Below are 23,554 nucleotides of genomic sequence, written 5' to 3' on the forward strand. Positions count from 1 at the left end.
TCAGCTTATCTATTCAACGCCTCGCAACGTACGAGACGTGCCTCGGCCTGATCTTTTCCTTCAGCGGATGCGCCTACAGCGAGCAGAAGCACGACCGGTCCGGACGATTTGGACGAAAGCGGGCTCTGACCGTCGAGCGCCGGCATCGCCATCGGCGTGGCCAAAGCGGGCGATCCATCGAGAAAAAGCGCCTGCGCGTGCTCGGTGACGTCCGTGTAGAAGAGCCAGCGGTTGCCGGGATCGCCCAGCGGAGCCGGATCGCCCTGCCCGACGCCTCCGCTCACCAACGCTTGCGAGGGCTGCAACCCGTCGTCGCGGACGCCGATGCGAAGGATGCGGCCTCCCTCGCCTTCTTGCGTGGTTTCGCCGTCGTCGCGGACGAAGAGTTCCACGTTGCCATCGGCGGCGGCGAGCCAATCGAACGCCGTCACGTGCCCCGCGTCACTCGTGACGCGACGCACCTCGCCCACGCGCTTTCCCGCGTCGTCGAGGCGCGCGACCTCGACCCACGCGTAGGCGCGATCCTCGCCCGGGCCTTCGAGTCCCTTTGGATCATTCTCGCCACGTGGATCGCGGCGGCGTGCAATCCATCCGAGCCAATACCCGCCGCCTGCCCGCGCAATGCCGTGCGGCCGCTCGACGTCGGCGCCGCTCGCGGAAACGATCGCGCCGGCAATGTTTTTTTCCGCTGACTGGGGAATCAGCGCCACCTTGATGACGCCGCGCTCCACGCCGGCGTCGCCACTGGCGGCGTCCTCGTCCCAGGCGACGATGCCGCGGCCCGCGGGCGAGGTGACGACGTCGAAGGCGAGGGATTCGTCGCGCTCTTGGGCCATCTCGGCAAACACCGCGGCCGCCGTGCCCTGGACGCGGGAGAGCACCAGGTTGCGGCTGTCGGTGCCGCGCGCGTAGGCCGCGGCGAAGAGTTCCCCGCGCTGCACGAAGGGCCGAGGCGGTGGAAGATCGCCCGTGGCCTGGCCGAGATCGATGAAGGTCGGGCCGCCGCTCAAATCGCCCTTCACGACGGCCATGCCGGCGTGCCGTTCCTTGCCGACGGGCCGCACGAGGCCGATGGCGTAGCCGTCGTTCGTCGCCACGGCCTCGCCCACCAAGGCATCGCCGCGCGCGAAGCCTTCGCCGAGCGCGACGGCGTTCGACTCGCGCGTGCAGCGCACGGCTGCACCGCCCTCGGGCACGCCTGCATCGGCCGCGGACTCCGCGCGCCCCGGCGAGGAGCAGGCGCGGATGACGAGGGTCAAGCCCACCGCGCAGACGGCAGCCCATGCCGCGACGGTGAGGAGAAGCCTTTTCGGCATGCCGAACGGCATGGTCTAGCCGAGCGCGCGCGTCGCGGTGATGGGGCCTTGGAAGCCGTCGATCACCTCGAGTGCCAGCTCGTACTTCTCGAGCGGCGGCATGATGTACGCGCCCGCGACCTTGTCGCGCACGGCGGCGAGCATCTCGCGTGCGATGGCCACGCCTTCCTTGCGCCCCGCGGCGCCGCTTCCCGCCTTGCGCATGCGCTCGCGCACGTGCTCGGGCACCTGCATGCCCGGCACCTCGTTGTGCAAGAACTCCGCATTGCGATAGCTCGCCAGCGGCAGAAGCCCCACGAGCACCGGCAATTCGAGCGGCGCGATGTCCACGAGGAACCGCTCCAGCGCCTCCGGATCGTAGACGGGCTGGGTCATCACCAGCTCCGCGCCCGCCTCCTTTTTCGCCTTGAGGCGCTCGATTTCACGCGGGTAGTTCAACGCAGAGGGCTCGGCCCCGGTGGCGAGCACGAAGCGCGTGACATCGCCCAGCGCGCGACCGCCGGGGTCGATGCCGTTGTTCAAGCGTGCCGCGAGCTTCAAAATGCCGATGGAATCGAGATCGTAGACCGGCGTCGCATCGGGGAACTCGCCCATCTTCGGCGGGTCACCGGTGATGACCACGAGGTTGCGAATGCCCATGTCATGGGCCCCGAGAAGATGCGCCAGGGTGCCCAGCAGGTTGCGATCGCGCCCGCAGACGTGAAGGATGGTCTCCATGCCGATCTCGCGCTGGATGCGACCGGCCATGACCAGGTTGCTCATGCGCGCCTGCGCGCGTGCACCGTCGGCGATGTTGATGACATCGACGCCGCCCTCTTTGAGCATGCGCGCGGCGTTCACGGCCTTCGTCGGGTCGAGGCCGATGGGCGGATTGACCTCGACCGAGACGACGAACTGTTTGCCAATCTTGGCGGCGAGATCGCTCTTCTTTTCGAAGGGTACGGGCAAGAGGCCGCGCGGCAGGACGGAGACCTGCGAGGTGCCTTCGTCGCGCACGACGACGTTGGAGTCGGGCTCGCGCGCATCGGCGGCGCCGGCCATGCGTGCCGAGGCGGCAATGCGCTTGATGTGCTCGGGCGTGGTGCCGCAACACCCGCCGACGGCGCGCACGCCGAGCTTGAACATGCGGCGCGCGTAGAGGCCGAAGTACTCGGGCGTGGAGACGTAGACGAGGCGCTCGTCGACCCGCCGCGGAAGGCCTGCGTTGGGCACCGCCCAGACGGGAAGGCCGAGGCGGAGCATCTGCTCGGCGGCGGAGAGGACGTTCATGGGGCCATCGGAGCAGTTGACCCCCACGACCGAGGCACCCTCGTCGCGAAGCTGCGCCGCAATGTCCAGCGCGGAGGTGCCGTCGGCCATGCGGCCGTGCTCGTCGAGCGATGCGCAGGCCACCACGGGAACCTTGCCCGCCGAAGCCTTTACCGCCGCATCCAACGCCACGAGCAGCTCGTTGGGCTGGCGGAAGGTCTCCACGACGAGAACGTCGACCCCACCCTCGACGAGCGCATCGGCCTGCTCGCGCAGGGCGGTGCGGACCTTGGCGAGGTCGCCCGCGCTCGCCTCACCGAGGAAGTAGCCGCTCGGCCCGATGGCGCCCGCCACGTAGGCACGCCCGCCTGCCGCCTCGCGCGCCAGGTTGACGCCGGCGAGATTGAGCTCGCGCACCCGCGACTGGAGGCCGTGTTTCTCGAGGCGCAGAGCGTTCGCGCCGAACGTGTTCGTCTCCAGCACGGTGGCGCCGGCCCGCACGTAGTCCTCGTGAACGCGGGTGACGACCTCGGCGCGGGAAACGTTGAGCTCTTCGAAGCACGTGCTGTACAGGATGCCTCGCTCGTAGAGCTGCGTGCCCGTGGCCCCATCGACGACGAGGGGTTCGGACACAAGGTGCTCGAGGAACGGACGGAGGGGACGCGCAGTCATTTCCGCGAAGGTATAGCTCGGATGTATCGGGAGCGCAGCGGGAACGCGCCCGGGCCGCTATAAAGGATCCCGTGAGCGAGCTCTCCATCGAACTGGAACGCGCCCTTCCTTCGCTGCGAAGAAGTACCGATCCCGCCGATCGCGTCGCCTATGCGCGCGATCTCTGGCCACGCCATCACCTCGCCGTGCGCGCAGGAAACGTGGCCGAGCATCGTCCGGGTGTCATCGTGTGGCCGAGTTGCACCGAGGAGGTTCGAGCCCTCGTGCAATGGGCACGAGGAACGCGCACGCCACTCGTTCCCTTCGGTGCCGGCAGCGGCGTGTGCGCGGGCATCCTGCCGCGCGAAGACGTGGTGGTCGTCGATTTGAAACGCATGACGCGGTGGCGCACGTTGGAGCCAAACGCGCCATCGCTCGACGTGGAGGCGGGCCACGTGGGGCTGCCGCTGGAAGAGGAACTCGGGCGGCGTGGCTTCACGTTGGGGCACTTCCCTTCCTCGATTCTGTGTAGCACCGTGGGCGGCTGGGTGGCCGCGCGCAGTGCGGGGCAGAACTCGGGCTACTACGGAAAGATCGAGGACATGGTCGCCTCCCTCGAATGCGTCACCGGGCGCGGCGAGGTGGTGCGCCTGCACCGCCGCACGAATGGGCCCGACTTGGTGCCCTTGGTGGTGGGCAGCGAAGGCACCTTGGCCATCGTCACGTCCGCGACGTTGCGCCTTCACCGCGCCCCGTCGTCGCGCGGCTTCGCCTCGTGGAGCTTTCCCTCGACCGAAGACGGGTGGGAGGCGATGCGGGTGCTGTTTCAATCGGGGCTGCGGCCGGCGGTCTGCCGTCTGTACGATCCGTTCGATGCGATGCTCGCGCGGCGCGGAAGCGTGAAGAGTCATTCGTCTCGCGAGAAGAAGGCTCCGGGCGCAGGCGCCGCGGCGTTGCGGGCGCTCTTGCGGAGACCGGCGGCGTTCAATGCGCTCGTCGACAGCGGCCTCGGGACGAAGGCCTTCGGCGGCGCGCTCATCGTCGCCGTGTTCGAGGGACAGGGTGACCAGCCGACGCGCGATGCCGAGGCGGCGCGAAGGCTCGTGGAGTCGTGCCGCGGCGAGTACCTCGGCGAGGGGCCCGCGCGCCGCTGGATGGCGCATCGCTATTCGATCAGCTACCGGCAGGCTCCCACCATCGCATCGGGGCTCTTTCTCGACACGATGGAGGTCTGCGCGACGTGGTCACGCCTCGGCGCGCTCTACCATGGCGTGCGCCGCGCCCTCGGGGAAAGCGTGTTCGTGATGGCGCACCTGAGCCACGCCTACCCCGACGGCTGCTGCATCTATTTTTCGTTCGCGGGAAGTGCTGCACCGGGAGCCAAAGCCGGCGAGTGGGACGCCGCGTGCGAACGCGTCTACGACGCCACATGGCAGCGCGCGCTGGATGCCGCCATCGCCGCGGGCGGTACGCTCGCCCACCACCACGGTGCGGGCCGCTCGAAAGCGCCCCGCCTCGGCCGCGAGTTGGGACGCGGCGTCGACGTCGTGCGCGCCTTGAAGCGCGCATTCGATCCCGATTCCATTTTGAACCCGGGCAATCTGATCCCGCCCATCGAGCCATTCCCCTATGCGGACGACGCACACCCGAAGGCGGTGCACGCATGAATCTGGATCGGAAAAGCCTTCTCATCGAGATCGACGCCCGCATGAAGCTCGGTGACATCGAGGTCGCGCTCTCGAGTGACAATCTCACCCTGGCCGTCGCCAATCTTGCCTTGCAGCGCGACAAGGACGTGGCGACCTGGCTCGGCGAAGGCGCACCCGGCGCACCGGATCCCTGGCTCGACCCCGCCGATCACCTCGTGGCCGGCCTCGACGCCACCCTCCCCGACGGCTCCGTCTTGTCGATCCGCCCCGCCCCCCGCCGTTCCACGGGCCCCGATCTGGTCGCCCTGGCCTTCGGCGCCCACGGCCGCTTCGTCACCATTACACGCGCCTGGCTCCGCGTGCATCGTCGCGATATCCCCCGCCCCACGACCGAGCCCTTCCACGCCGAGCGCAACCCGACCATCTCACCCGACGAAGACGCACTCCTCGCCGCCTTGGAGCGCGAACTCGCGCCCAACGCGATCGGCGTCGGAGTTCGGAAGGGAATCTGAGTCCGAATCCGATTCCGAATCCGATTCCGATTCCGATTCCGATTCCGATTCCGATTCCGAATCCGATTCCGAATCCGATTCCGATTCCGATTCCGAATCCGATTCCGAATCCGAATCCGATTCCGAATCCGATTCCGATTCCGATTCCGATTCCGACTATCAAGCTGGGGCGGCGGCCGGAAGCTGGGCGATGTTGCCCAGCTCCCGCGCCGCGCGCGTTAGTGCCTTGCGCCAAGGCGGTGAAGCGTGGCGGCGATTTCGTCGAGCAGTCGCTCGCTGGCTTCGATTTCGTGGGAAAGGATGTAGCCCCAGGCAATCGCAACGCGCAAGGCGGCGCGGGATTCGCTGTTGGAGCCCGCGGCGGTGGAGAACCGTGCGATGCGATGGCCGCCTTGGCTACGATTGCCTTCCGCGATGTTCAAGGCGACGGAACTGAGGGCGCGCCGAAGCTGCTCGCCCAGGTCGCGGTCGCAGCGCCGGATATGTGCAACCGTGGGGCGAAGAAGCTCGATGGCTTGAATCGCCAGTTCGAGGACATGAAATTTGGAGGGGCGGTGGGGTGTTCTTGCTTGCATGCCCCCCCCAAGCGAAAGAAGCGTGACAGCGCCCTGCCTCTCGAATGCCGCCTCAAGACGGGCGCTGGCACGCTTCTTTCGCGCACAGGCAGGCAAGCAAGAACATCCCACCGCACCGAGGTTCAGTGTTCGAGGGCGGATTCCGAATCTGCATCGGCACCCGGGCATCGGTGTCGCATCAGCGATGCGGGCATCGGTGTCGCATCAGCGATGCGGGCATCGGTGTCGCATCAGCGATGCGGGCATCGGTGTCGCATCAGCGATGCGGGCATCGGTGTCGCATCAGCGATGCGGGCATCGGTGTCGCATCGGCGATGGCATCGCTCGAATGAATCTCGCCTCGAACTGAATCTCGATGCGGTGTGCCGGTTTTGCTTGCCTGCCCGAACGCGAAAGAAGCGCGCCAGCGCCCGCACGCGGCAGCATTCGAGAGGCGGGGGCGCTGTCACGCTTCTTTCGCTTGGGGGGGCATGCAAGCAAAACCGGCCCACCGCCCCTCTGGCTTTCACGTCCTCGAACTCGCGATTCAAGCCATCGAGCTCCTTCGCCCCATCGTTGCACATATCCGGCGCTGCGACCGCGACCTGGGCGAGCAGCTTCGACGCGCCCTTAGCTCCATCGCTCTGAACATCGCCGAAGGCAACCGCAGCCAAGGCGGCCATCGCATCGCGCGCTTCTCCACCGCCGCGGGCTCCAACAGCGAATCACGCGCCGCCTTGCGCGTTGCGGTCGCCTGGGGCTACGTACACCCCCACGAAATCGAAGCGGGCGAGCAGTTGCTCAATCGCATCGCCGCCATGCTTCACCGCCTCGGCGCGGTGCGATAGCGAGCGCGCGGCGGGAGCTGGACGACACCGTCCAGCTCCCGCCGCCGCGTCTGTATCTGGTGAATCCGAATCCGAATCCGATTCCGATTCCGATTCCGATTCCGATTCCGATTCCGATTCCGAATCCGATTCCGAATCCGAATCCGAATCCGAATCCGATTCCGAATCCGATTCCGATTCCGAATCCGAATCCGAATCCGAATCCGATTCCGAATCCGATTCCGTTCTCGATCCCTCTCTACGCCGCCCGCACGGCTCCCTCTCGCCGCCGCCGATGCGGGAAATCATCATGCAAATGCCGTCGCGCCATGCGTCACTCCGCAGGGCTGAGGGAGGTGCGGCGGGCGACGACGCGGTAGGTGTTGGACCAGCCCGGGCGGCGCACGAACGGAGCGAGGATGCGGTCCAGGACGTTGGCGAACAGGAAGACCGGGAGTGAGAGCATGCGCAGGAAGCCGCAGAAGACGCGCTTGATGGCGCCGCTGCGGGTGTTGCGCCAGGGGCCGTCGATGAGCGGGGCCAGATCGGCGAAGAGCAAATAGGTGCCGAAGGTGAAGTCCACCGGTTGGTGCGCTTCGCCGCGGTGCCAGAGGACTGGCTCGAAACCGTATTCGCGCAGCAGACGCTCCAGATTGCCCGTGCTGAGGAAGTGCAGGTGCTGCGGCTGGAACCACGGCATCCACTGGCGGCCCAAAAGGCGCGCGAAGCGGCTCTCGGGATCGGGAACCTCGATGAAGAAGAGGCCACCCTCTTGCAGAACGTTGGCCGCGGCCGCGATCTCGGCGCGCGGATCGGTCGTGTGCTCGAGGTAATGGCTCATGCTGATGACGTCGTAGTGCTCCGCGGCGGCGACCAGCGTTGGGGCCACCTCGGGGAAGAGACCGCGGATGCCGCGATCCACCCAGCGACGGCGCTCGGCGTCCTCGATGCTCTCGGCCAGATCGAGGCCGTCGAAGCGCGTGTTCGGCAGAATGTCGCGCGCAATGCTGCAAAAGTGCCCGTGGCCTGCGCCCACGTCGAGCCAACGGCGCGGTTGATCCACACCGGCGACCATGCGGGCGCGCGCCCGGTAGAGATCGGGCGTCGAGGCAAACAGGCCGGCGAGCTCCTCTTCGCCGTGGCCGTCGTAGAAGTCGCGGTAATAGAAATTGAGCCCTTCGATCGACAGGCGCGGATTCTGAAAGACGTGCCGGCAGGAATCGCACCGCGAGAGCGTGAAGCGCCCCGGCTTGCCTTGGTAGCGATCGCCGATTTCCAGCGCCTTCGACAGCGCGCGGCTACCGCAGATGGGGCAATCTTCCCGCGGCCGCTCGAAAAAGCGCGACGTGCCCTGCGCGAGCAGCGTGTCGTAGGCCTGCTGCAACTCCTGCTCGGTGGTGCGGCGACCGGGCGCTTCTTTCATGGAACCGAACGTGCTCGCGAGCTCCACGGGCGTGCGCGCCACGAAGTAGACGGCGCGATCGCGCGGTGCGAGCGGCGTGCCCAGCGTGGAGATGAAGATCTCCAGGTGGCGAATGAGCAACGCGGCGAGGCCCCACATCGGGGCGAGGAAAAGCGTGAGGAGGGTAAGCGCCACGTGCAGCGCAATCACGGGGCCCACGTAGTTGCCGAACGCCATGCGAAGAAGACGGCGCCGCTCGTCCAGCGAGATGCCCGGCGTCTCGAGGCTCGGGGCGACGGCAAAGTCCATCTCAGTCGAGGCGTAGTGCTTCAACGTCGCCGCGAGCTTGGCAAACTCGATGGCATCCTTGGGCTCCGCCGGGGCGCGGCCGCCGTGCGTCGCCCGCGCAAGGGTCTCGCGATCCACGAGAAGCGCATCGCACGCGCTGACGCCATTGCCGATGCGGTCGCGCCGGTACGTGGCCGGGTTCCCCATGGTGAGGAACAGTTGCACACGCCACGAGGCCAGCTTGGGCGACACCAGGTCGAGCGCCAAGAGCCCCATGGCACGCGCGTGCGCACTCGCCGCACGGCGCGTGGCGTCGTCGAGGACGACCCCGGGCCGCACGATGAACATGTGCTCGGGTGCCACATCCGCCGTCGCAGGCGCCAAGCGTTGAAGCGCCGCCGCGCGACCGCGCTTGTTCAGGGAGTCGAACAGACCCAGGGCCACGAGTGCCCCACCGATTAGTGCGCCAGCAATCACGCGAGTGCCTCCAATGCATCTGCGGCGGCCCGTGCACCGCCTGCGGCTCGAAACGAATCCCGCACGCGCTCGGCAGCGCGCCGGTACGAAGGATCACCGAGGACGCTCACCACGGCCTCGCGTAGGCTCTTGGCCGACATGCGGCCGTAACGCACCCGCACGCCCGCCCCGGCGCGAACGACTTGGCTCGCCACCACCGGCTGGTCGTCGCGAATGGGTGCCACCACGAGCGGCAGGCCATTGGCCAGCGACTCGCACACCGTGTTGTGCCCGGCGTGGCAAACGACGGCGTCCACCTTGGGCAACAGCGCCAGCTGCGGCACACGCTCGCGCACGAGAAACGTGGGCGGCGGTTCGGGCACCAACGCGGGCGGCGCTGCGAGGATGACCTGCGCGCCAACGTCGCGAAGCCCCTCGACGACGTTGGCGTAGAAGCGCTCGCCGACCTCGGTGCTCACCGTCCCCAGCGACACGAAGACGCGCGGCCCGGGCGCGAGCGATTCCCACGGAAATGGCGTCGCATCGGGCCGATCTTCGATCGAGGGCCCCACGAAGCGGTAATGCGCCGGCCACGCCTGCTCGCTGCGTTGAAAGTCGGACACCGCAAGCGGCACACCTCCGATCAACGCCTCCGTCGAAAACACAATCGCGCAATGCGGCGAGATATCCGGCGCGCGCATCGGCGTGAGGCCTGCTTCGCGCTCGAGCCCTTCGAGTTGCGCGTCGACCCACTGTTTGACCTTGGGCAACGCCTCCAGCGGATCCACCACGCTGGCCGACGTCGTCGACAAAGTCGCATACGGGATGCGCGCGCGACGCGCGGCGAGCGAACCGGCGATGGCCTGCTGGTCGACGGAGAGAACGTCGGGCTCGTAGCGCGCGATGGCCTCTTGGACACTCGGCAGCATGCCGCGTGCGAGCGGAACGAGCACCTCCTGCCAGAGGAACTGCAGGCTCTCGAAGCCGCGCACCGATTTGGAGCGCTCGCGCAGGTCGACCCACGCTTCATCGAAGCGCGGATCGTCGAGCGGGACCAGCTCGGCGCCCTCGGGGAGCAGATGCCCGACGTAGCGCGCATGCGCGGCCCACGCCACGCGATGCCCGCGCGCCATGAGCGCGCGCGCCACCGAGACGGTGGGGTTCACGTGCCCGGTGAGCGGTGGCACCACGAAGAGAATGCGCTTCGGCCGCGCCGCGGTCACGGTCGCACCTCGCGGCAGAAGTCCACGATGCGCGTCTTCACCTCGTTGGTGGCCTCCCACAGGATGGAGTGCGTGCACCCCGGCAGCACCCGCACCGTGCAATGCGGCATGCGGGCCACCAGGGGCAGGCTGCGCGCGATCACGTCGGAGCTTTCGCCGTAGAGCGCCAGCGCCGGCGCCGTGATGCGCTCGAAGTCCGCGGCGGTGAGCGGTGGCGTCGCCCGGAGATCGCGCACCAAGCTGGTGCCGTTCACCAAGGCCCGGGCCATGTTGGCCAATTTGGTGGCTTTGCGCGTGCTCTGGCGGCCGAGCCAGTTCTGAAACGAGGCCGCAATCGCGCGATCGGCCTCTTCGCCTTGGAGCGAAAGCGTCGCGGCCATGCGCTCGCCGAAGTCGTCGTCGCCCAGGTGCCCGTCCACGAGCACCAGCCCCGCGACCCGCTCGGGGTGGCGCAGTGCGAATCGCACCGAGAGGAAAGCCCCGTAGCTGTTGCCCACGAGAATGACCGGCGCATCGCCCACCGTCGCATCGAGCACGCCGCGCAAGTCGCCCAGCATGTCGACCTCGCGGTAACCTTCCGCGGGACGCTCGCTCAGACCGTGGCCGCGCAAATCGTAGAGCACCACGTCACCGAACGCTGCCAGCGCATTGGCCACCGTGAAGTACCAACTCGACAGGTTGTCCATGACCAGCCCGTGCACGAACACGGCGCGGAGCGGCGCCCCCTCCACACCGAGCCGCTGGTAATGCAGGCGCACGCCTTCTACGACGGTTTCAGCCATCGATGAACCTCACGAGTTCTCGGGTCAGGGCCACGGGGGATTCCTGTGGCAGATCGTGTCCCCCCTCCAACGTGACGTAGTCCGTCCCGGCAACGACGCGCGCGAGCCGCTCGCCCGAAGGACGCACCCCCGATGCGGTGCCGTACACGGCCAGCAGCGGACACGCGAGCGACGCCAGCGCCGCATCGGACATTTCTGCGCGCGCGAGGTCATCGCGCAGCGAGCTCTCGAGGCTCAAGAAGCGCACCGTCTCCAGAAAGCGTCCTGCCCTGCGCCCGCCCGCCACCAACGCATCGCGCACGGCATTCGGCAGCGACGCCAGCATCGACGCGGTATCGGCTTTGGCGACGGCCGTGTACCGCGACCAGAGCTCACCGGTATCGAGCGGCGGCAGCGGCGCCTCGATCAGCGCCAGCTTGCGCACCCGATGGGGACAGCGCAGCGCATAGGCCAGCGCAATCACACCGCCGTAGCTGTGGCCCACCAAGGTCACGTCGTCCTGGGCAACCTGCTCCACCACCGCGTCGAGGTCGCCCGCCATGGTCGCGACGTCGTAGCCGTACGGCGTTCGCGCACTGCGTCCGTGGCCGCGCAGGTCGTAAACGATCACGCGGTGCGACTTCGAGAGCTCGGCGGCGGTGGTGAAGTACCAGGTGGCCAGGTTTCCGAACAAACCGTGGAGCATGACCACGGGCGGGCCGCTTCCGAGCTCTTGAACGTGCAGGTCTACGCCGTGGGCGATGCCGAGTTGCATCGAACGATGAACTCCACGAGTTGGCCCACGCGCAGTTGCAGGATCTGCTCGAGCTCCATGGAGCCGAGCCAGCCAGCGAAGTCGACCTCCTTGCCGAATTTTTCCTTGAGCCGTTCTGCAAGGGCCACGAACTCGATGCTCTCGAGCTCGAGGTCCTTGGCGAACGACGTCTCCATTTCGATGGGCACGTCCTCGGCCCATTCTTCGCCGATGACCTCGCGAATCATCGTCCCGAGATCGGCGAGGACGACGTTGTCGTTCGCTGCGTTGGATGTGTTGGAAAGGTTATTTCGTTCGTTCATGGACCGTCCAGGCGATGATGTAGTTGCCGTGGCGTTTCGTATCGACCCACACGCCGTCGACGAGCAGGCGCCCGCCGACGCGGTCGCGTATGGGAAACTTGCGCGGCGCACCTTCGAGACCGGTGCCGCGGGCTTTGGCCGCCGCCTCCTTCGCCGCCCAGAGGCGCGTCCAGCCCGTGTCGCGCGGTTCGTCGGCGACGAGGCGCAGCTCCTCGGGCAAGAAGGATAGCTCTGCGAAGGCATCGGTCCGCGGCTCGATGCGCTCGATGTCGATGCCCACGTCCTGCCCCTCGCGGGCGATGGCCACCGCAGTGTCGTCTTTGTGGGCGATGGAGACGCGGATGTCCTCCGCGAAGCGCGTGGTCACCACCGGGCGGCCCGAGGGCTCGTTGGTAATGGCCACCTCCACGGGAAAGAGCGGGCCGTGGCCGAGTTGCCCGAGCAGGTGCCGCACGGCATCCTTGGCAGCGACGCGGCCGCTGAGCCATGCGCGCTGCTTGCGCGGGCCTTGGCGCTCGTAGTCGGCGCGCTCGGCCTCGCCGAGGAAGCGCCGGTGCATTTGGTCGCGCGTGGGCGCGGCGCGGTACGGGTCCTCGAAGAGCATGAAGCCTTCGCGCTGCGGTTCGGCGAGGGCGCTCTTCTCGGGCCAGATGAGCATGTTCCAGAAGCGCGGATCGCTGTCGAAGCGCCGGTCTTCCCACGACTCGAGCACGGCCCACGCGCGGCCGTTGCTCCCCAGGGTGAGATCCGCGACGACGCTCTTGTCGTCGATGCGGCGGATGCGCACCGTGCAGTTGTACCGCTCGCCCGCGAGCGGGTGGCGTCCGTAGAGGCGCACGCGCCCGATGCGCACGGGCATGGCCAAGCGGTTCGTCTCGTGCCGGGCCATGACCCAGTAGCCATAGAGTTGTCCGGCGTTGTCCAGGAAGGCGCCGCGGGCGCGGCCAACCTCGAGCTCACCGCGGATGCCGTCGGCCGCGAGCACGCCGACGTCGACGACGCCCTGGAATTCGGGCCCGTGGAACATCCAGCGATCCTCGTAGAGCGTGCGCGCATCGATGGGTGCGGGCACGGCATCTTCGAGAGGCCCCGTGTCGTCGGGCGGTGCGGGATCGTAGTCTTCGGCGACGATGACCGTCGCCTCGCTGTAATCACCGAGGCGCACGTGAACGCGATCGCGTCCATCGAAGCGGCACGTTATGGGCAGCTCCACGGGATTGTGAACGGCGAACCATCGGTACGCACGGATGTCTTCCACCGCAACGGCCACGCGACCGGGGACGGTGTCTTCGGCGTGCTCGATCATGAGATCGATCAGCGTCGTCATCGGCACCACGGGGTACCGATCGGAAATGACCGGCCAGCCCGGTGGCTGGCGGTAGAACGAGTGATCGACCAGCGTGGGCATCGTCTCGATGGAGAAGGTGCGGAGCGTGGTGACCTCCCGCGGGGACAGGCGCGGTTTGGCGAGCAAGGTGAGGACCTCGCGCTGCGCCTGGGCGATGGCATCGAGGCTCTCGAGAAACTCCGCAGCAAAGGGAGAATCGGGAATGGGCAGGTCCTGGGCGACCAAGCGTGCCGGCGCCATCGGTGCCGGCGCGGGCGCGGGTGCTGCGGCCGGACGGCGAAGCGGGGCGATGTCGCGAATCAGCGGCACCCCGAGCGAGAGCGGCAAGCGGGGACGCGGCCCCGGCGGCGGACGCACCGACACTCCTTCCTTCGAAGGCGGCGGAAGGGTGAGCGGCGGATCGTCGGGAAGGAGCTTTCGCCCGCGGTAGCCCGCGCCGACGTCCGCGCCTTCGACGAACAGCGACGCGAGCACGCGCCGGAGCTGCTCGAGGCCGGTGCGATCCTTCACGTTGGAGGCGATGGCCAGGTGCGGTTGCCCGCGCAACGTATCCTCGACGAACCCGACGAGGCTGCCCGTCCCGACTTGAACGAAGACGCGCGTGCCCTGCGCATGGAGCGCCAGGACCAATTGGCGAAAGCGAACCGGCTCCACCAGGTGCTCGAGGGCGAGCGCGCGAATGGCTGCCGGCGACGACGGGTACGGCGCACACGTGGTGGCCGACCAAAGCGACGCCTTCGGCGTGCCGATGGCGAGGTGCTCCAGGTGCTCGCGGTGCGGGCCGAGGAAGCCGGCGAAGAGCGGCGAGTGGAATCCGGACTGGAATGGAAGCTTCTGGCAAAGGACGCCGTCGATCTTCAGACGCGCGAGGGCGATGTCGACGGACTCTTCGCGCCCGCAGAAAATGATCTGGTGCGGGCAGTTGTCGTGCGAGAGCGCAATCTCGTCGAGGCCCGTCATGGCCTGCTCGGCGCGCTCCACGCTGCACCCGGCGGCCGCGAAGACCACACCGGGCACCTTGAGCTTGTCCGGCCCGAGGTTCGCGACGAAGTCGTCGACCGCGCCCTCGGGGGTGATGCCGGTGGCGATCATGCCGCTCCACTCGCCGATGCTGTGGCCTGCAGCGTCCTTGGGGACGATGCCGAGGCGGCGCAGGACGCCATCGAGAAGGCGGTTCACACCGATGATGCCGACGCCCGTCTCGTAGAGGTTCTGCGGGCGCGTGCACGCCGGCAACGGCTCGTGGAAGTACGCCGCGAGGTCCTCGATGCGCGGCTCGAACGAGGCATCCACGCCGGGAAAGAGGAACGCGATGGATCCGCCCGACGCGAGAAGGCCCTGCGGCGCAAAGAAGATGCCTTCGCGGCCGCGCCATGGCCTGCCGCGTTGGGCGATGGTGCGTGCACGCTCCAGGCGCGCGGGCGTCGGGTCGAAGAGCGCCAGGCGCGCGGGGCCGGCGTCCGTGCGCTCGCGGCCATTCGCGAGATCGGCGAGCAGCTCCTCGTGCGTGGGGGCGGAGTACAGCGCGACGTGATCGCCGCCCGCGACCACGGGGGCCGACTTCTCGCCGCGAAGAACGCGTTGCTCCAACACGATGTGGGCGTTGATGCCGCCGAAGCCGAAGGCATTGACGCCGGCCCGTCGTGGTTCCGCGGAAGCTTCCCACGGCTCGGAGCGGCCGATGACGCGGAAGCGCGTGCCCTCGAGCAGCGGGCTCGGCTCGTCGCAGTGCAACGTGGGGAAGAGCACGCCGTGGTAGACGGCGAGTGCGGCCTTGATGATGCCTGCGGCACCGGCGGCGGGCATGGCGTGGCCGATCATCGACTTCACCGAGCCCACGACGGCGCGACGCTCGCCGGGGCTGGCCTGGCCGAACACGCGGGCCAAGGTGGTGAGCTCGGTCTGATCGCCCGTCGGCGTGCCGGTGCCGTGGGCCTCGACGAGCCCGACGCTCTTGGGATCGAGGCCCGCTTGCTTCCAGGCCCGCTCGAGCGCGAGAATTTGGCCCTCGAGGGACGGATGCATGAGCGACGTGGCGCGGCCATCGCTCGACGAACCGCATCCCCGCACCACGGCGTAGATGCGATCGCCGTCGCGCTCCGCATCCGCGAGGCGCTTGAGGACGACCATGCCGATGCCCTCACCAATGAGCAAACCATCCGCGCGCCGATCGAAGGGGCGGATCGTTTCGCTCGGGCTGAGCGCACCGAGCTGGCAGAACACGCTCCAGAACGCCTCGTCCTGGCAGAGGTGCACGCCGCCGGTCACCACCAGATCGCAGCGGCCACTCGCAAGCTCGGAACAACCTTGGTCGACGGCCACGAGGGCGCTCGCGCAGGCCGCGTCGACGGTGAAGGCAGGCCCGTGCAAGTCGAGCCGATGGGCAATGCGCGAGGCCGCCAGGTTCGGAACGAGCCCGATGGCCGCATCCGCGCGCGCCGCCCCCGTCTGCGCTTGAAACTCGGACTTGATGCGCCCCAGGGTCGCCTCGTCCAGATCCGGCAAGAGCGCGCGCAACGTGACCACGATCTGCTCGGCCGCGCGCACGTGCTGCTCGAGCCGCGTCCGCCCGGCGCCGGCATACCCACCGCGCCCCACGATGACCGCCGCGCGATCGCGCGCAAAGGGTCGGTCGTGGTAGCCCGCATCGGCCAGCGCCCGCGAGGCCACTTCCAGCGCGAGCAGCTGATCGGGCTCACCGCCCTTCGCGGCGACCGGCATGACGCCGAAGCCTGTCGCGTCGAAGTCGGCAAAGGCGTCGACGAAGCCGCCCCGCTGGCAATAGAACCGGTCCGGGGCGCGCTTGCCCTTGTCGAAAAACACCGGGTCGAGCCGCGCCGGCGAGACCGTGGTGATAGCGTCTTTGCCGTCGCAGAGGTTACGGAAGTACGTATCGAGGTCCGGCGCACCTGGGAACAGGCACGCCATACCGACGATGGCGACACTCACGCAAGGGCCTCGGCCGACGCCGCAGTCAGAATGACCTGCGGATCCGTTCCCTCCAGGAGCTCGTCGAAGAAGCGCTGCACACCGGCCTCGGGATCGATCAGCGCGATGCCGCGCCGCTCGTATTCACGTTCCAGCTCGGGCCGGACCATGCCCGCGCCACGCCACGGGCCCCAGTTGATCGAGAGCACGCGCCCTTGCACCGTCGCGTGCAGATGGTGCGCAAGCTTGTCCAGCGCGTCGTTGGCGGCCGCGTAGTCGATCTGGCCGCGGTTGCCGAAGGCCCCCGAGACGCTGGAGAAGAGCACGAAGAAGCGAAGCTCTTTGGCGAGCTTGCGCGCCAGGGTCCGTGCGCCGTTGACCTTCGTGGAGAAGACGCGGGCGAAGGACTCGTGCGTCTTGTCGCGAAGCAGCTTGTCCTCGATGAGGCCCGCACCGTGGACGACGCCGTCGATGCGACCATGGTGCGCGCGCACCTTGTCGATGACGGCCTGGAAGGCCGCTTCGTCGCGCACGTCCACCGCGTGGTAATCCACCGGCGAGCCGGCTTGGCGAATCGCCGCCAAGGTGGCGCGGATCTCGCGGTCGGCGAGGATCTGCCGCGCATGGGCGTCGATGGCCTGCGGGTTCGAGGGGCCTGCGCCGTTCATGCGCCCGATGAGGATCCGCCGCAGGGAGGCGACGTCTTTCGCGCCCTGGAGCTCGGCGTCGTCCTCGTCGTTGGCGAGCAGCTGCGAACGGCCGACCAACTCGATGGTGCAACGGAAGCGGCGCGCCATGGCGAGGGCAATCGTCGCGGTGATGCCGCGCGCTCCACCGGTGAAGAGCACCACCGTGTCCTCGTCGATGGTGAGCGGCACCTCGGGCGACGAGGCTGATGCGCGGGCGGCGACGACCAGGGTCTTGCGTTCGCCGCCGGCGTAACCCACCTCGAGGTGGTTGTCGTCGGCGAGGAGCTCGTCGATGACATGCTGCGCGAGCTGGGTGACGTCCTCGTGCATGTCCAGGTCAATCGCGCGGACGTGCAGCGAGGGGCACTCTTTGGCGAGGCTCTTGAGGAAGCCGGAAACACCGGCGGCGGTGAAGCTCGGGCTCTGCGCATGGGTGTGGTGCCCAAAGCGGCCACCGTGCCCCGTCACCGCGACGACCCAGTGCAGCTTGCCGCGGGCGGTGGCTTCCTTGGCGCGCACGAAGAGGCGCCGCAGGGTGTCCGGCGAGCCGTCGCCGAGCGAGGCCAGGTGCAAGAGGCCATCGACCTCGCCGAGTTCGTCGCCCGGCTCGACGATGCGGGCCTTGGCGCCTTCGCGCTCGAGCTTCTCGACGAGCTTGCGGGCGACGCCCGTGGCATCGGCGGTGAGCGCGAACTGCTTGCCCGCAAGGCGAAGGCTGGACATCGAGGGCGGCGGCACGGAGGCCACCTCCATGACGTAACGCTTCACGCTGGAGGGCGGCGGGGTGCTGTCGGCCGTCTGCTTCTCCTTCAGGGCCGCGGGCGCCAGGGTTGGCGGAGGCTCTTCGACCTTTTCGGCCTTCTCGATTTTTTCGACCTTCTCCGCCTTCTCTGCCTTTACCTCGGAGGCCGGCGCGGTTTCGGGTTCGAGCAGCTTGGCAATACTGCGCAGCGTTTTCGCGGCGGCGAGCTTCTCGACGAGGACATCGCCGGCGTCGGCGCCTTGGATGCCCAGCTTTTCGCGCATCTCACCGAGGATCTCGATGCGCTTGATCGAGTCGATGCCGAGATCCGCTTCGAGGTCCAGGTCGGCGTCGAGCATGTCGGCCGGGTAGCCCGTGCGCTCGCTCACCGTGGCGACGAGGATCTCGAAGGCCGACTTCACCGGGGGCGGCGGCTTGATCGATCCATTCGTGTGGCCATTGGTATGACCATTCGTGTGGCCATTGGTGTGGCCATTGGTATGACCATTCGTATGCCCATTGGTGTGGCCGTTCGCATGGCCATTGGTATGCCCATTCGCGTGGCCATTGGTATGCCCATTCGCGTGGCCATTGGCATGGCCGTTCGCGTGGTAGCCATTGGAATGGCCATTCGCGTGGCCGTTTACGCCGTTGCCGGCGTGCCCATTCGCGTAAACGCCATTCGTGCCATTGGAATGATGAATACCGTTGCTCTTCGGCGGCGGCGCGGAGGCGCGCTGCGTACGGGGCTCCATTTGCACGCGCTCCACCCGCGGCGCCGAGTTCTCACCGAGGAAGCGCAGCATGACCTCACGCTGCGCGTCCACGAGCTCGCGCATCGAGCGCAGGTACTCGCGCATGACACTTTGTGATTCATCATCCATGGAGGCACCTTCGAAGCTTTTCTGAGAGGGTGAAGCCGCCGCAGCCGCGACCGGTGGAACCAAAGAAACGGGCGCCGGAAGCGGGCGCATGGCAAAGTCGGGCAGCTCGCCGCGGATCGGCCGCGCGCTCCCGCCATCGATGACCCACGCCGTGGCCGGCGCGGCAAAGGAAGACGGCGCGTGGAGATCGATCCCCGTCGCGCGGTCCGCGAACAACGGCGTCAAGTCGATCGCAACGCCGGCCGCCGCAAGGCGGGCCAGCGCCGTCAAGAACGACGTCACGCCATGCATGTCGCTCTTGTCGCACGCGACGGCGACGTGCGGCCGGCCCTTCAGGATGCGCCCCACCAGCTCGGTGAGCACGCCGCCCGGCCCCGCCTCGACGAAGACGCGCGCCCCCGCAGCGTACATCGCCTCGATCTCCTCCACGAACCGCACCGGCGACGCAATCTGCGAAGCCAGCGTCTCACGCACGCCGTCGGCGGTCGCCGCGTACGGCTGCGCGCTCGCGTTTGCGTACACCGGAATGAGCGGCTCCTCGATGTCCGCCGCGGACAGATGCTCCGCGAACGCCCCCACCGCCCCTGCGACGATCGGGCTGTGGAACGCGCACGCCACCGGAATGGCCCGCGCCCCGATGCCCGCCGCCGCCAGAAGCTCGCACGCTTCCTCGACGGCTTTCTTCGACCCAGCAATCACCGTCTGATCGGGTGCGTTGTGGTTCGCCAGCACGGCATCCACGCCCTCGCCGAGCACCTCGCGCACACGCTCCGGCGCCGCGCGCACCGCCGCCATCGTCCCCGGCTCTTCGCCGGCGGCGGCAAGGATCGAATGCGCTCGCGCCTCGGAGAGCGCCAGCAGCGTATCCGCCGAGAAGGCCCCCGCGACCGAGAGCGCCACCAGCTCTCCGTAGCTATGGCCCGCGGTCATCGCCGGCCGGACACCGACCCGCTTGAGCAGCCGCGCCATCGCCAGATCCGCGATACCCAGCGTCGGCTGCGCCACCCGCGTATCGGTGATGGCCTGCTGCTGCGCCTTGCGGATCTCCGGCCGGTACGCCCCGCCGGGGAACAGCCGATCGCCGTATTCGCGCCCGATGTCGAGGAGCTCGCGCACCTCGGGGAAGGTCACGAACAGGTCGGCCAGCATGCCCGGCCGCTGGCTCCCCTGCCCCGGGAACACGAAGGCGACGTTGCCGCCTTCCGCCGCGGCATGCGCCACGTGCACACCGTCGACCGTGCGCCCTTCGCGCACCGCCGCCAGCTTGTCGCGCAGATCGGCCATCGACGTGGCGACCAATGCGACCTGCACCTTCGACCCGGCATTCTCGCGCGCCACCGAACCCGCGAGATCGCGAAGCTTCGGCGGGAAGTCCGTCTTGGCGACGGCGTCGATGGCATCCACGAGCCGCGTGAGATCCGCCGCCGTCTCGCCGCGCAGCACGAACAACTCCGCGGGCCACTCGGTGAGCGCCGTCTTCGGAGCCGACGTTGCACCGGCCGACGAGAGCACGGTGTGGAAGTTCGTTCCGCCGAAGCCGAACGCGCTCACCGCCGCCACCAACTCGTCATCCGTCCAAGGTGCCGCCGCATCGCGCAGCACGAAGGGGCTGGTCTCCGCGTCGTAGCCCGGATTGGGCGAGGTGACGTTCTTCGTGGGCGGCAACACGCCGTGGTAAATCGACAGCGCCGCCTTGATGAGCCCCGCCATGCCGGCGGTGCACTTGGTATGGCCGATCTGCGACTTGACCGAGCCCAGGGTGCAACGCCCGCTGGGGGTGCCCGCCGCCGTGAAAAGCTCGGTGAGTGCGGACAGCTCGGTGCGATCGCCGACCACCGTGCCCGTGCCGTGGGCCTCGACCAGGCCGACCCGTGTGGGCGAAACGCCCGCACGCGAGTACGCGCGCTCGAGGGCGCGAATCTGACCTTCTTTGCGCGGGGCGGTGAGCCCGAGGCTCTTGCCATCGCTCGAGCCTCCGACGCCCTTGATGACGGCGTAGACGCGATCGCCGTCACGCTCGGCGTCCGCGAGGCGCTTGAGGACGACCGCCGCCACACCCTCGCCGAGGGCGATGCCATCGGCCGACGCGTCGAACGGCTTGCACTGGCCGCTCTTCGACAGCGCATGCACGCTGGCGAACATGAGATAATCCTGGATGCCGTTGTGCAGGTCGGCACCACCGGCGACCACGAGATCGCTCGAGCCACTCGCCAGCTCTTTGCACGCGACATCGAGCGCGGCGAGCGACGAAGCGCACGCCGCATCGACGGTGTAGTTCACGCCGCGCAAGTCGAGCCGGTTGGCGATGCGGCCGGCGATGACGTTGGAGAGCACGCCGGGGAACGAGTCCTCGGTGAGCTTGGGAAGGCTCTCGTCGAGCTCCTTGGGCATCTCGCCGCTGATGTACTGCGGGTAGCTCGCCCGGAAGCCGTACGCGCTCGACAGGTCGTTGCCCGACTCCGCGCCGAACACGACGCTGGCCCGCTCGCGGTCGAACGACTTGGTCGCGAGCCCGGCATCGTCGAGGGCCCGCCGAGCGACTTCCAGCGCCAGAATCTGCACCGGGTCGATGGCGGCGAGCGACCGCGGCGGAATTCCGTACTTGCCGGGATCGAACACCGTCTCGGGGATGAAGCCGCCCCACTTGGAGGGCGTCTTCTCACCGGTGCCGTTCGGGTCGTAGTAGTGCGCCGGGTTCCAGCGCTCGTGCGGAACCTCGCGGATGGCATTCCGTCCGGTGACCACATTGGTCCAGAAGGATGCCAGGTCCGGCGAGTCCGGAAAGATGCAGGCCATGCCCACGATGGCCACGTCGATTCGGCCGCGCGAGGGAAGCGGGTCCGGCAGGTTGATGTCAGAGAGCTCTTCGGTCGAACGGTCGCTCACGTCGCTGTGCAATGCACTTATCGTGCAGCGCGCATTTCGCATCGAAGCGACCTGCCCGATCATAAACATACCGTCGCGCTGCTGCGCACCTTCGTCGACCGTGACGAGGGTGTCGCCTTCGCGCACCAGGCCCTTGGAGGCAAGCCGCAAGCGGCCGACGTTGAGCTGCTCGAGCGCCGCCCAGGTGGCCTGCGCATCGTTGCCTTCGGCCGCGAGGCGCGCGCGTTCGCTCTCGAACAAGGTGACGTAGCCGCTCTCCGCGCAACGCGTGGCGTGCCCGGGCGCCGTCTCCAGCAGCACGGTGCGATCGCAGTCGATCGCGGCCTGCTGGAAAACTTCGCCGATGGCGCCGCCGCGAACGGCCTCCTCCGTGAAGAGATACGCCGTGCCCATGAGAACGCCGACCTTGGCACCACGCGCAGCCAGTGGAGCGGCCAGTGTGGCGACCATCTTCGCGGACATGGCGTCGTGGATGCCACCCGCGAAAAGAACGCTGACGTCGTTCAAACGCTCGCACGCGAGGAGGCGCTCGATGGCCGCCTCCCACAGCACGAAGCTCGAACGCGGGCCGACGTGACCGCCGCATTCGCGTCCTTCGAAGACGAAGCGGCGCGCCCCCTCTTTGATGAAAAGATCCAGCAGGCCCGGCGAGGGAACGTGCAGGAACGTCTTGATGCCGACCTGCTCCAGCGGCTTGGCCTGCGAAGGCCGGCCACCGGCGATGAGCACGACCGGCGGGCGGACCTCCATCAACAGGGCGAGCTGTTCGTCCCGCACGTCCGGCGGCAAAAAGCCGAGGATGCCCACGCCCCAGGCCCGTTCGGCCAGGCGATCGCGCGTCTCCAGGACGAGCTTGCGCGCTTCGGGGCCGCGCATCAGGGAAAGGGCCAGGAACGGTAGGCCACCGCCGCGAGCAACGTCCTCGGCGAACTCGGGGCGATCGCTGACCCGGGTCATCGGGCCCTGGGCGATCGGGAAGAGGGTGCCGTACTCCTTCGCGAAGGCGGAGAGCCGTGCGAGCGGGCGATTGGTACGGGCTTGCTTCACATGTCCGTCGATGGCGGTGTGAAGCGCGCGCACGAGGCGCTCGACCGTGCCGAAGCGCTTGGCGAAGGACGCGGCCATGGCGGCGTCCTGCCCGAGGGTGATGAAGTGCTCGGCCGGATTTTTCGCCCCCAGTTGCGAGGCGATCTCCGTTGATGTCGAGCCAGCTTGGGGTACGCGCGCATTGGGCCGGGCGTAGAGGCGGTAGCCGCCCGCGACGATGGTCTCGCTGCCGTCGAAGGCACCGAGTGCGCGCCGAACCTCGGCGGACGTCTCCGCCTCGTCGAGCAACGCAAGTTGCGAGTCGAGCACGACGCCGGTCGCACCTGCCGCGATGCACGCGGGGGCTGTGTGCAGGCCTATTCCGCCTTGCACCCACACCGGGAGTGGCTCCCCGCAACTGGCAACTTCGGCGAGCACCCGCTGGACGAGGATAAACGAAGTTTCGTCCCCCACCATCCCGCCGGCTTCTTGGCCTTTGACGATAAGCCCGTGGGCGCCTGCGGCGATCGCCGTGCGCGTTTCCTCGAGATTGCGCACTTGAACGATCAGCGCGCGCTCTCCCCGAAGACCGGTTAGCAACGCGTGCGCCGGCTCGAGCATCGAGGCCGGCAACACGACGACGCGCGCCTCCTCGGGTAGGTCCAAGCTGGAAAGCTCGGAGTGCTCTGGAATGCGCACACCGAACGCACCGATGCGACGACGGACGAGGAGATCGAGCGATTCCCGCGCGATTTTCTCGTCATGTCCTAGATCGAGCACGCCCAGCGCGGAGGACCGCGCGAGTGCTGCAACCAGTGTCACATCCGGACTCTCGAATGGGCTGAGCCCCACGACTGCCTTGGCGGCAAGCATGTTTGTGACTTCTTTCTCCCCTCCCACTAGTCGATGCTCCAGCCTGCAGGAACAAACGCAGCAATAAGAAGTCCCGTAAGGGTCAGCCGATCAGGCAAGTCGAGACACGGAATCGATATTTCAATCGATTAATTATTTTCGGCAGCCCCCAGAAACTTAAGTGAAACACCCCCATAGCCTCCGCCACACGCGAGCAGAAGGTCTCTTATTCGTA

13 protein-coding genes are annotated in these 23,554 nt (G+C 68.0%); 3 read left to right on the plus strand and 10 right to left on the minus strand.

Annotated features, from left to right (window positions below; all coding sequences use genetic code 11):
- Positions 1-5 precede the first annotated feature (5 nt).
- Positions 6-1,316, minus strand: a complete 1,311-nt coding sequence (locus LVJ94_24210; GenBank protein ID WXB10320.1) for a hypothetical protein — start codon at positions 1,314-1,316, stop codon at positions 6-8.
- Between the two features lie 15 nt (positions 1,317-1,331).
- On the minus strand, positions 1,332-3,236 hold the full coding sequence (locus tag LVJ94_24215; protein ID WXB10321.1) for a bifunctional homocysteine S-methyltransferase/methylenetetrahydrofolate reductase: 1,905 nt from the start codon (positions 3,234-3,236) through the stop codon (positions 1,332-1,334).
- A gap of 71 nt (positions 3,237-3,307) precedes the next feature.
- Here LVJ94_24215 and LVJ94_24220 point away from each other — a divergent pair, with 71 nt between their 5' ends.
- The gene (locus LVJ94_24220; GenBank protein WXB10322.1) at positions 3,308-4,882 is read left to right on the plus strand and encodes an FAD-binding oxidoreductase; all 1,575 of its coding nucleotides are present in this window, start codon (positions 3,308-3,310) and stop codon (positions 4,880-4,882) included.
- Complete coding sequence (locus LVJ94_24225) at positions 4,879-5,376, plus strand: hypothetical protein (protein WXB10323.1); 498 nt, start codon at positions 4,879-4,881, stop codon at positions 5,374-5,376. The genes LVJ94_24220 and LVJ94_24225 overlap by 4 nt, the downstream gene beginning before the upstream one ends.
- 218 nt (positions 5,377-5,594) lie before the next feature.
- On the opposite strand, the gene LVJ94_24230 is transcribed toward LVJ94_24225, so the two are convergent.
- Positions 5,595-5,951 carry a four helix bundle protein gene (locus LVJ94_24230; GenBank protein ID WXB10324.1) on the minus strand — a complete coding sequence of 119 codons (357 nt, stop codon included), beginning with the start codon at positions 5,949-5,951 and terminating at the stop codon, positions 5,595-5,597.
- A 470-nt stretch (positions 5,952-6,421) separates the two neighbouring features.
- Between LVJ94_24230 and LVJ94_24235 the strand changes: the two genes are divergently transcribed.
- Positions 6,422-6,778 (plus strand): four helix bundle protein, encoded by a 357-nt coding sequence (locus tag LVJ94_24235; protein WXB10325.1) that lies wholly within the window; start codon positions 6,422-6,424, stop codon positions 6,776-6,778.
- Between the two features lie 313 nt (positions 6,779-7,091).
- On the opposite strand, the gene LVJ94_24240 is transcribed toward LVJ94_24235, so the two are convergent.
- Genes LVJ94_24240 through LVJ94_24270 form a run of 7 tightly spaced genes read right to left on the minus strand, consistent with a single transcriptional unit; the run spans position 7,092 to position 23,340 of the window.
- Positions 7,092-8,924: a class I SAM-dependent methyltransferase gene (locus LVJ94_24240; protein WXB10326.1), complete on the minus strand. Its 1,833-nt coding sequence runs from the start codon at positions 8,922-8,924 to the stop codon at positions 7,092-7,094.
- On the minus strand, positions 8,921-10,126 hold the full coding sequence (locus tag LVJ94_24245) for a hypothetical protein (protein ID WXB10327.1): 1,206 nt from the start codon (positions 10,124-10,126) through the stop codon (positions 8,921-8,923). The genes LVJ94_24240 and LVJ94_24245 overlap by 4 nt, the downstream gene beginning before the upstream one ends.
- Complete coding sequence (locus tag LVJ94_24250; GenBank protein ID WXB10328.1) at positions 10,123-10,908, minus strand: alpha/beta hydrolase; 786 nt, start codon at positions 10,906-10,908, stop codon at positions 10,123-10,125. Before LVJ94_24250 ends, LVJ94_24245 begins: the two co-directional genes overlap by 4 nt.
- The gene (locus tag LVJ94_24255; GenBank protein WXB10329.1) at positions 10,901-11,662 is read right to left on the minus strand and encodes an alpha/beta hydrolase; all 762 of its coding nucleotides are present in this window, start codon (positions 11,660-11,662) and stop codon (positions 10,901-10,903) included. The genes LVJ94_24250 and LVJ94_24255 overlap by 8 nt, the downstream gene beginning before the upstream one ends.
- Positions 11,635-11,964, minus strand: a complete 330-nt coding sequence (locus LVJ94_24260; protein ID WXB10330.1) for a phosphopantetheine-binding protein — start codon at positions 11,962-11,964, stop codon at positions 11,635-11,637. The genes LVJ94_24255 and LVJ94_24260 overlap by 28 nt, the downstream gene beginning before the upstream one ends.
- Entirely contained in the window at positions 11,948-16,261 is a 4,314-nt protein-coding gene (locus tag LVJ94_24265) for a 4'-phosphopantetheinyl transferase superfamily protein (GenBank protein WXB10331.1), read from the minus strand. Before LVJ94_24265 ends, LVJ94_24260 begins: the two co-directional genes overlap by 17 nt.
- Entirely contained in the window at positions 16,258-23,340 is a 7,083-nt protein-coding gene (locus tag LVJ94_24270; GenBank protein WXB10332.1) for an SDR family NAD(P)-dependent oxidoreductase, read from the minus strand. Before LVJ94_24270 ends, LVJ94_24265 begins: the two co-directional genes overlap by 4 nt.
- Between the last annotated feature and the right edge of the window lie 214 nt (positions 23,341-23,554).

It is taken from the genome of Sorangiineae bacterium MSr11367 (genome assembly GCA_037157805.1).
GTDB classification, from domain to species: domain Bacteria; phylum Myxococcota_A; class Polyangia; order Polyangiales; family Polyangiaceae; genus Pendulispora; species Pendulispora rubella.

Bases quoted from the DNA above. Each gene is read 5' to 3' on its own strand.
- LVJ94_24210 (WXB10320.1), bottom strand. From the start codon at position 1,316: ATGCCGAAAAGGCTTCTCCTCACCGTCGCGGCATGGGCTGCCGTCTGC.
- LVJ94_24215 (WXB10321.1), bottom strand. From the start codon at position 3,236: ATGACTGCGCGTCCCCTCCGTCCGTTCCTCGAGCACCTTGTGTCCGAA.
- LVJ94_24225 (WXB10323.1), top strand. From the start codon at position 4,879: ATGAATCTGGATCGGAAAAGCCTTCTCATCGAGATCGACGCCCGCATG.
- LVJ94_24230 (WXB10324.1), bottom strand. From the start codon at position 5,951: ATGCAAGCAAGAACACCCCACCGCCCCTCCAAATTTCATGTCCTCGAA.
- LVJ94_24235 (WXB10325.1), top strand. From the start codon at position 6,422: ATGCAAGCAAAACCGGCCCACCGCCCCTCTGGCTTTCACGTCCTCGAA.
- LVJ94_24250 (WXB10328.1), bottom strand. From the start codon at position 10,908: ATGGCTGAAACCGTCGTAGAAGGCGTGCGCCTGCATTACCAGCGGCTC.
- LVJ94_24255 (WXB10329.1), bottom strand. From the start codon at position 11,662: ATGCAACTCGGCATCGCCCACGGCGTAGACCTGCACGTTCAAGAGCTC.
- LVJ94_24260 (WXB10330.1), bottom strand. From the start codon at position 11,964: ATGAACGAACGAAATAACCTTTCCAACACATCCAACGCAGCGAACGAC.
- LVJ94_24270 (WXB10332.1), bottom strand. From the start codon at position 23,340: ATGCTTGCCGCCAAGGCAGTCGTGGGGCTCAGCCCATTCGAGAGTCCG.